The sequence below is a fragment of the Thiolapillus sp. genome, assembly GCF_048562965.1.
In the GTDB taxonomy this organism is placed as follows: domain Bacteria; phylum Pseudomonadota; class Gammaproteobacteria; order Chromatiales; family Chromatiaceae; genus Thiolapillus; species Thiolapillus brandeum_A.
This window is the reverse complement of the sequence record NZ_JBHNMF010000204.1, coordinates 1-5607: the sequence shown is the minus strand read 5'-3', so window position 1 is coordinate 5607 and position 5607 is coordinate 1. Positions and strand designations below refer to the sequence as shown.

The following is a 5607-nucleotide window of genomic DNA, read 5'->3' as shown; positions in this document are numbered from 1 at the left end:
GGCATCCATGTCGATTGCCGGGGCTGCAGCCGCTTCTTCGGGCGCTGCTTCTTCCTCGGGTGTTTCCTCGGTGACGGTTTCCATGTTGATGGTGGCAAGAACGGCCTTTAGCTTGTCTTCCTGGGGCGGCTTGGTCAGGACGCCGATAGCGCCGGCTTCCTCGGCCATCTGTTCCAGTTTGCTCCCTTCTATTGCCTGTGCAGAGTACTACCGGGATATGTGCGGTTTTTTTCGTTGCTGGTGATGGCTGTTGTCGCTGCAATACCACCCATGCCAGGCATGGACTGGTCCATGAAGACGATATCAATCGCTTCGGTGGCGATCTTGTCCAGCGCTTCTTCTCCTGAAGCTGCCATTTCCACTTCCAACCCCTGGTCTTTCAGCAGTTTGCCCATGGCAAAACGTGCTGCTTTGGAATCATCAACCAGTAGTACCTTCATCGTTTTCTCCATTTGTGGTTATTTCCGCAAGTGCGCCTGCCAATACTACAGCAAGCCGTCTTCCCAGCCATCCCCGGCATGCTGAAAATGTGAAGGCCGTGGAATCTTGATCAAAACGCGCCAGCCGGGTACAGCAGCAACTCACCGTTATCAGCCGTGTGGAAGCGCATTCCGGCGGCCCGCATATCCTGTTCGAGCGCATCCAGTGCGGGTTTTCCGTCACCCGTGCTTACGGGATAGTACAGCATGCCCAGCCACTGCTTTTTCTGCTGTGAGGTCACTTCCCCCAGCCACACGGGCTGGCCGCTGTCTTCGATGATCCAGGTACTTGGCCACAGGTAGATCACCTGCCGCCGGTCGCCGTCGGGTTTGCTCAGGACGCTGTAGGCCATGCGACCTGCATGGCTGTGGGGCAGCAGGGGCAGTTGCGCGATATCGTCTGTCGAGGCCAGCAGCTTCAGCCAGGACAGGCCGCGGGCGGTCTGGGCCTTTTCCCAGCCCTGCTGTTTCAGTTTGTCGATGAATGCTGCCGGAGAACCCGCGATCTGAAGGTTGAGCGGGCGACTCCTGCCGTTCAATACATCATCACGGTAGTGCGGTAGTTGCCGCCAGCCGCCCTGTTGCCAGTCCTGCAGGCTCATGCTGCTCTGGATCTTCAGCAGGTTTGGAGCAGGTGGTGGCGCCTGGACGCTGATTGCCGATGAAAAGGCCAGCAGGATCAGGCTGATAGCCAGTATCAGTGCCTGCCGCCCCAAGATCTTCTGTTCCCGGCCGTGTGTCCGGTAGGCCATGCCCAGAGCCGTGCTCCAGATGAGGCCTCCGCCGAGCGCGTGCAGCACTGCCGTCAGGGTTGAACCGAGATAGAGCTGGGAAAACATGACCGCGACGATCAGCAGGGTGGCGGCGGAATACACGCGCCAGCGCTTGGCCTGGCTGACGGGGGTCGCCACGAGTACGGCGCCCAGGGAAAAGAACACCCAGGCGCGCAGCACATAGACATCCGGTATGGCCGTAAGCAGGCAGGGGGACTGGCGGGCCAGGGCTTCCAGCACGATACTCAGCAGCCACACGCCGCCGGCTCCAGCCAGCCAGTGTCGTGCCGAGAGCTGCAATCCGGATATCCACAGCACCAGGCCCACGACGATGAGCATGGCCAGGGTGCCGCTGCTGCTCGCGAGGGCGGAAAGGGCGAGCATGATGTGGTCGCCCGTCGGGTTGTGCAGCCTGTTCAGGCCCAGGTGCAGGGCGCTGTCGGCGATGAGTAATGGCGACTGGGGCAGCAGGGCAATGACGATGAGTATGCTGCTGCTGAGCACCAGCAGACCCGCCAGCATGGCCAGACCAGCGGATTCCGGGTGCCGGGGATCTCCCAGTGCCCTGGCGATGCGGCGCAGCCGGGGATGGCGCTCACCGAATTGCAAGACCCGCTGCAGCAGTTGCTTGCTGCGGGGCTGGATGAGCAGGAACAGGCGGTGGGAAAGCCAGCCGAGGAACCACAGGCTGCCCACCAGCGCCACCAGCAGAATCACCAGTCGCAGGGCGACCTCGGAAGCCAGTTCCATGGAAGCGCCGAAGGCCATGCCCGGCAGCAGGTAGGCGGGAGCCCAGATCAGTGCGGACAGTACATTGGCAAACACGAAATTGGTGGCGGGCATGTTCATCATACCCGCCACCAGAGGAATGACGGCCCGGACCGGTCCGAAGAAACGTCCCAGCACCACGCTCTTGCCGCCATAGCGCTGGAAGAACTGAATGCCTTTGTCCAGCATGGCCGGGTGCCTGCTGAATGGCCACATGCCGGTCAGCTGGCGCTGGTATTTCTTTCCCAGCCAGAAGCTCAGGCCATCGCCAGCCACTGCGCCGATGACCGCCCACAGCACCATGACCCGGAAATCCAGCGCCCCACTGCCGATGAGTGCGCCCACGGCGAACATGATGGCGACACCGGGCACCACCATGCCCACCATCGCCAGGGATTCGGCAAAGGCCATGAGGAACACCACCGCACCGGCCCAGCCGGGGTTGGCGCTGACCCATGCCAGGAGTTGCTGAAAGGTTTCAGCCATGGTGCATCAGGCCGGGCTTTGGCCCGGCAGTTCCCCCTGATCTGGCCAGTATGCGGCGCTCACTGGCCCAGTGTGGCGAAAGCCTTGCGCGCGGCGTCCAGCGTGGTGTCGAGATCTCCGTCGCTGTGTGCTGCTGAAACGAAGCCTGCCTCGAAAGCCGAGGGCGCGAGGTACACGCCCTGGTCCAGCATGGCGTGGAAGAAGTGCTTGAACTGTTCTTGATTGCAGGCCATGGAGCCGGCAAAGTCTGTCACCCTGTCGGCATCGGAGAAGAACAGGCCGAACATGCCGCCGACATGGTTTTCCGTGACCGGGATGCCTGCCTCCTTCCCTGCCTGCACCAGGCCGGTGATGAGGGTTTCGGTCTTCCGGCCCAGTTCCTCGAAGAAGCCGGGTGCGGAGATCAGCTCCAGGGTCTTGAGGCCGGCGGCCATGGCCACGGGGTTGCCGGAAAGCGTGCCCGCCTGGTACACGGGGCCCAGAGGCGCGATCTTCTCCATGATCTCGCGTCTGCCGCCAAAGGCGCCCACGGGCATGCCGCCGCCGATGACCTTGCCCAGGGTAGTGAGGTCAGGCCGGATGCCGTACAGGCCCTGCACCCCGCCCAGGCCCACGCGGAAACCGGTCATGACTTCATCGAAGATGAGCACGGCACCGTACTGGTCGCAGACCTGGCGCAGGCCTTCCAGGAAACCCGGTACCGGAGGGATGCAGTTCATGTTGCCCGCCACAGGCTCGACGATGATGCAGGCCACTTCTTCGCCGATCTGGCTGAAGGCTTCCTGCACCTGCTCCAGGTTGTTGTAGTCCAGGGTGATGGTCTGTTCCGCCAGGCAGGTGGGCACGCCGGGAGAGGACGGCTCCCCCAGGGTCAGGGCGCCGGAGCCGGCCTTCACCAGCAGGGAGTCCGAATGACCGTGGTAGCAGCCTTCGAACTTCATGATCTTGTCCCGTCCTGTGTAACCCCGGGCGAGGCGGATGGCGGACATGGTGGCCTCGGTGCCGGAAGAGACCATGCGCACCATCTCGATGGAGGGCATGAGTTCGCAGACCTTGTCGGCGATACGGATCTCCAGTGCCGTGGGCGCGCCGAAGGACAGACCCCGCGTGGCGGTTGCCTGCACCACCTCGATGACTTCGGGATGAGCATGACCGAGGATCATGGGGCCCCATGATCCGACATAATCGATATAGCGGCGGCCTTCGGAGTTGTAGATACAGGAGCCGGCGGCTTTTTCGATAAACACCGGGTCGCCACCCACGCCCTTGAAGGCGCGCACGGGAGAGTTCACGCCACCGGGGATGTGCTGCTGTGCTTTCTGGAAAAGTTCGTGAGATTTGCTCATGGGTTTCCTCAAAATGGTTTGAATAGTCTGCTGGTGTTTTCGGCGGCCCGGTAAATGTCTTCCTGGCCGAACAGGCCCTGGATCATGGCGACCATGTCTGCACCTGCTTCGACGACGGGTAGGGCATTTTCCGGGGTTATGCCGCCGATGGCAACTATCGGCAGATCCAGTGCTGTCCGTGCTTCGCGCAACAGCGCCAGCCCGGCATTCACGGCCGATGGTTTGGTTGAAGAACGGTAGACGGCGCCGAAAGCCACATAGTCTGCGCCCTGATCAGCAGCGGCACGAGCCCGTTGCAGGTCGTTGTAGCAGGAGACGCCGATGATACTGTCCTTTCCCAGGATTTTTCTGGCACCGGGAAGATCCCTGTCTTCCTTTCCCAGGTGTACGCCATGAGCACCGCTGCGTCGGCACAGCTCGATATCGTCGTTGATGATGAGCAATGCCTGATGCGCGTCGCAGAGTTGCAGCAGTGTTTTGGCTTCTGTCAGGCGGCGAAGGGTATCCCCGGACTTGTCGCGATACTGCAGGATACAGGCGCCACCGGCCAGGGCGGACTCCACCTGGCTGTACAGCGTATCTCCCCGCGTACCGTCCACGGTGATGGCATACAGGCCCGCCAGCGCCGTCACGGGCGAATCCTGTCGGGTATAAATTGTCCGCTACCGGGCCGGAAACCCTGCTGCAGGGATTCCCAGGTGTATGCTTGCGCTCTGGCGATGGCCTCTGTCAGCGGCTCGCCGAGTGCCAGCTGAGCGGCGATGGCGGCAGCCAGGGTGCAGCCCGATCCGTGGTAGTCGCCGGGCAGCTTGGGCCATTGCCAGTGGCGGGTTTCTCCGTTCCTGTACAACGTATTGGTGACCTGGCCGTGGCTGGACTCGTCCGCACCGGTGATGAGAACCGCTCCACAGCCCTTTTGCAACAGCTTTGCCCCACAGGCATCCGGCGTGTTCCCGCCACTGAGTTCACGGGCTTCCCGGCGGTTGGGGGTGAGAAGGGTGCTCAGGGGTATCAGCGGTTCGAGATAAGCGGCGGCGCCGATGCCCTGGCCACCGCCAGAAGCGAGCACGGTGTCCAGCACCAGGGGTATATCGGGCAGCAGTTGCCGGATCTGTTGAAGCGCATTGGCGGTTTCCGCGCTGCCGATCAGCCCGATCTTGATCGCTGCGACAGGGTAGTCCTTGGCAATCCGGGTGGCTTGCCTCAACAGAATCGCTGGCTGTACGGGGAGTACCTCATAGACATTGCTGCTGTCCTGCACGGTGAGGCAGGTGATCAGCGTGGCGGCATGGGCGCCCTGGGCGGCAACAGCCTCGATGTCGGCCTGAATGCCGGCGCCGCCGCAGGGATCATGCCCGGAGATACAAAGTACCACGGGCTTTGGATTGGGGTGAAACATGGTATGCAGTATACCCAATATATACCCGTCTTATAGGCGGGTAAAAACCAGAATATGGTCTACAATTATAACGTCCATAAGCAGTTTACAGCGTCTTTCCGGTTATTTCAGGCGTGGATTGGACGTAGCAAGAACAATATTAAACCGGCATCAATATAGGGGGGGTGCTCAGGGTTCCAAGCCTGCCTCGGAACAAGACATCACGGCAGAGCGTTCTCTATATTGGTGTCAAGTTAGTAACTGAAGTTTCCCAGAAATTATTCAAGCCACCATGCGCAGCAGCACAGTGACCAGAGAATTTCCGGGGGGATTGCCGGGTTTGGGGCAAACCCTGGCAAAATTCTCATCCAAAGCTG

At 61.3% G+C, this 5607-nt stretch carries 5 protein-coding genes; all 5 read right to left on the bottom strand.

Going from position 1 to position 5607, the window contains the following annotated elements; translation table 11 throughout:
- Positions 1-188: 188 nt before the first annotated feature.
- Positions 189-440: a response regulator gene (locus tag ACOCD2_RS11290; protein ID WP_293647721.1), complete on the bottom strand. Its 252-nt coding sequence runs from the start codon at positions 438-440 to the stop codon at positions 189-191.
- Positions 441-550: 110 nt separating this feature from the next.
- On the bottom strand, positions 551-2506 hold the full coding sequence (locus ACOCD2_RS11285; protein WP_293647719.1) for a VTT domain-containing protein: 1956 nt from the start codon (positions 2504-2506) through the stop codon (positions 551-553).
- Between the two features lie 59 nt (positions 2507-2565).
- The gene (gene hemL / locus ACOCD2_RS11280; protein ID WP_293647717.1) at positions 2566-3852 is read right to left on the bottom strand and encodes a glutamate-1-semialdehyde 2,1-aminomutase; all 1287 of its coding nucleotides are present in this window, start codon (positions 3850-3852) and stop codon (positions 2566-2568) included.
- Positions 3853-3860: 8 nt separating this feature from the next.
- Complete coding sequence (thiE, locus tag ACOCD2_RS11275) at positions 3861-4484, bottom strand: thiamine phosphate synthase (protein ID WP_293647715.1); 624 nt, start codon at positions 4482-4484, stop codon at positions 3861-3863.
- Positions 4481-5251 carry a bifunctional hydroxymethylpyrimidine kinase/phosphomethylpyrimidine kinase gene (thiD, locus tag ACOCD2_RS11270; RefSeq protein ID WP_293885369.1) on the bottom strand — a complete coding sequence of 257 codons (771 nt, stop codon included), beginning with the start codon at positions 5249-5251 and terminating at the stop codon, positions 4481-4483. The genes thiE and thiD overlap by 4 nt, the downstream gene beginning before the upstream one ends.
- Positions 5252-5607 lie beyond the last annotated feature (356 nt).

Bases quoted from the DNA above. Each gene is read 5' to 3' on its own strand.
- ACOCD2_RS11290 (WP_293647721.1), bottom strand. From the start codon at position 440: ATGAAGGTACTACTGGTTGATGATTCCAAAGCAGCACGTTTTGCCATG.
- thiD (WP_293885369.1), bottom strand. From the start codon at position 5,251: ATGTTTCACCCCAATCCAAAGCCCGTGGTACTTTGTATCTCCGGGCAT.
- ACOCD2_RS11285 (WP_293647719.1), bottom strand. From the start codon at position 2,506: ATGGCTGAAACCTTTCAGCAACTCCTGGCATGGGTCAGCGCCAACCCC.
- hemL (WP_293647717.1), bottom strand. From the start codon at position 3,852: ATGAGCAAATCTCACGAACTTTTCCAGAAAGCACAGCAGCACATCCCC.